We start from the raw sequence: 2,344 nt of genomic DNA on the forward strand, positions 1-2,344 counted from the left end.
GGGGTTGGCAGTCACAACTGGACCGCCGAACGCAAACATCGTTCATCAGAAGAACCAAGTCATCATCGTTAGGCTGCCAGCCAGTTGAACTCAACGCTTAGGCATGGTTCTGATCGCCGCGAACTGAACCATCGTCTGAGCACATTAAGGCTCAGCTTTTGAGGGGAACGCCTTCCCCTGCGGCCGAGCCAAGGTCTCGGCCGACCCGCTTCTAGCGGGAGTTTCCCCCGCTACGCTCCCCACAAAGAGGGAGAGTGCGGACAGCGTTCGCCGTGACGGGTTGAAAGCTAGACGAGAGCCTTCCAGTGCCCGTCGCGGAGCTTCCTGCGATGTCCAGACACAAGACCCCTCCCCGTTCCGGCAAGGACCGGACGAGCCTATACGACGAAATCTCCATCAAGATCATCATCGGCGAGTTGGAAGCGGGCCGCGTGCCCTGGGTCCAGCCATGGTGGACGGCAGCGGCAAAGGCGCCGCTCGCCATGCCCACCAATGCCGCGACAGGTCGCGGCTACTCAAGCATCAACATCCTGATCCTCTTGGGCGCGGTCATCGAACATGGCTTTTCCGGCCAAAGCTGGCTCAGCTTTCGCCAAGCCCTGTCGCTCGGCGGCAAGGTCCGCAAGGGCGAGCGCGGCACGACCGTCGTCTATGCCGACCGCTTTGTTCCCGACGATGAGAAACGGCGTGCCCGCGAAATCGGAGAAGACCCACAGACAATCCCGTTTCTGAAGCGCTTCGCCGTTTTCAACACGGCGCAATGCGAGAACCTGCCCGAAGGAATCACTGTTGCGGCTCCCCCTGCCCCGCCGGGCTTGATCGAACCATCCGTCGAAGCCCTTATCGCGGCCACCGGCATCAATTTCCGGATCGGCGGCAATCGCGCCTAGTACGATACGCGCCATGACCAAGTGCAGGTGCCACCGCCGCAAGCCTACTTCGAGCCGATCAACTGGCACCGCACGGCCCTGCATGAGCTGGGCCATGCCAGCCGCCATGCCTCCCGTCTGGATCGCGATATGTCCGGCTCGTTCGGCTCGAAGGCATATCCGTTCGAGGAACTTATCGCCGAACTGAGTGCCGCCTTTTTGCTGCGCCTCGCTCGGCATCGTCCCAACGGTGCGTCATGCAGATTATATCTGCTCCTGGCTGGATGTCCTGCGGCAGGACAATCGTGCGATCATCCGGGCGGCCAGCCAGACCAGCAAGGTAACTGGGGTGCAATTGTCCGACCGCCCCTGTCTGTAGCGATTGTGGTAATGATGGGACCGGCAGTGAGCCTGTGACCGCCCCTGGGTTTTGCGCCCGTCCGAGGGATAAGGCCACTGCCGGTTGGTCTGACCAGCCTGAACAGTTGCGTGGGAGGGCAGTGCGGCTGCCGATCCCGAAGACATGGACAGGAGTTCAGCATGACACAAACCCATATCGGCGTCGACATTTCCAAAGACATGCTCGACATCTTCGACCCGCGCTGCGGCCATCGTCGCATTGCCAACACGACCGCCGGGATCCGGCGCTGGCTTTGCGGGATTGGCACGGACAGCTTTCTCGTGTTTGAGGCGACGAGCCGCTGTGACAAGCACCTTGTGGCCGGGGCAGCGGCGGCAAAGATACCCTTCGTGCGGATCAATCCGCTGCATGGCTGGCACTTTGCCCAATCGCTCAACCTGCCCAAGACCGACCGGATCGACGCGCGGATGCTGGCCCGGTTCGGGGCCGAACGCTATCCGGAGCCCACATTGCCCGCCGATCCTGCACGCAGCGATCTGGCGGCACTCAGCCAGCGCCGGGATCAGCTCAAGCGAATGGAAACACAGGAAAAGAACCGCCTGCAGGACACAAGCCTGGCCATCCTGCAGCGCGATCTGCGAGCATCTCTGAAGGCACTGGCCGTCCGGATCACCCGGATTGACGCGCTCATCAGGGATCATTTGCGCGCGCATCCGCAACTTGCTGGGCAAGCGAAGCTCTTGCGCTCCATTCCCGGCATCGGGCCGGTCACGGCCGTCGAAATGCTCGCCCATCTGCCCCAGCTCGGGACCGTGGACCGCCGCAGCATCGCCTCGCTTGGCGGCCTGGCACCAAAGGCCCGGGAGTCGGGCAAGTTCAAGGGCAAACGCGTGCTCGGACCGGGACGGCGACATGTGCGCCGCTGCCTTTACATGGCGGCACTCGCGGCCTTGCGCCACCCGCATCTGTTCGGCAATGCCGCAGCGCGAATGCGGGTTGCAGGAAAACCGGGAAAGGTCATCGTCATCGCTATCGCGCGGAAAATCATCACGATCGCAAACGCCGTCCTTCGCGATCAGACACCATTCGCTACCGCATGATCTCCACAGTTGCC

The 2,344-nt window shown here is 62.4% G+C and carries 3 protein-coding genes and 1 pseudogene; all 4 read left to right on the top strand.

Annotated features, from left to right (window positions below; genetic code table 11):
- Window positions 1–329: 329 nt before the first annotated feature.
- On the top strand, window positions 330–890 hold the full coding sequence (locus ACRCSW_RS18895; RefSeq protein WP_438707201.1) for an ArdC-like ssDNA-binding domain-containing protein: 561 nt from the start codon (window positions 330–332) through the stop codon (window positions 888–890).
- Window positions 891–917: 27 nt separating this feature from the next.
- A pseudogene (locus ACRCSW_RS18900) lies at window positions 918–1,025 on the top strand (zincin-like metallopeptidase domain-containing protein); the annotation flags it as partial.
- Window positions 1,026–1,119: 94 nt separating this feature from the next.
- Window positions 1,120–1,248, top strand: coding sequence for a zincin-like metallopeptidase domain-containing protein (locus ACRCSW_RS18905; protein WP_438707203.1), 129 nt, complete (start codon window positions 1,120–1,122; stop codon window positions 1,246–1,248).
- Between the two features lie 161 nt (window positions 1,249–1,409).
- Window positions 1,410–2,330, top strand: a complete 921-nt coding sequence (locus ACRCSW_RS18910) for an IS110 family transposase (protein ID WP_438707202.1) — start codon at window positions 1,410–1,412, stop codon at window positions 2,328–2,330.
- Window positions 2,331–2,344: the final 14 nt, after the last annotated feature.

The sequence above is a fragment of the Tabrizicola sp. genome, from assembly GCF_051645465.1.
GTDB lineage: Bacteria > Pseudomonadota > Alphaproteobacteria > Rhodobacterales > Rhodobacteraceae > Tabrizicola.